This window comes from Moellerella wisconsensis ATCC 35017 (assembly GCF_001294465.1).
Lineage (GTDB): Bacteria > Pseudomonadota > Gammaproteobacteria > Enterobacterales > Enterobacteriaceae > Moellerella > Moellerella wisconsensis.
Window position 1 is genome coordinate 1 of sequence record NZ_LGAA01000069.1, and the last position, 335, is coordinate 335.

Consider the following 335-nt stretch of genomic DNA (forward strand, 5'->3'; position numbering starts at 1 on the left):
GAAGGCTTACCACCGTTGAATGAAATTGTGCCGGATGAAGTGCCCGTTGCTAAGCTCAAGGGGGATAAAGCGCCGGAGAATATGTCAGCATTCCAGATTTTCACTACCTATGTACTGAAAAACAAAAATGCCTGGTATGTCTCTTTCGTTGACGTATTTGTCTATATGGTGCGTTTCGGCATTATCAGTTGGTTGCCAATCTACCTGCTGACGGTTAAACACTTTACTAAAACAGAGATGAGCGTGGCCTTCCTGTTCTTCGAATGGGCTGCGATTCCATCAACCCTGCTAGCCGGTTGGCTGAGTGACAAACTGTTCCGTGGTCGTCGTATGCC

General features: G+C 47.2%; 1 protein-coding gene. It reads left to right on the top strand.

Going from position 1 to position 335, the window contains the following annotated elements; genetic code table 11:
- On the top strand, positions 1-335 hold a 335-nt coding region (locus M992_RS14420), incomplete at both ends, for an MFS transporter (protein WP_147638202.1).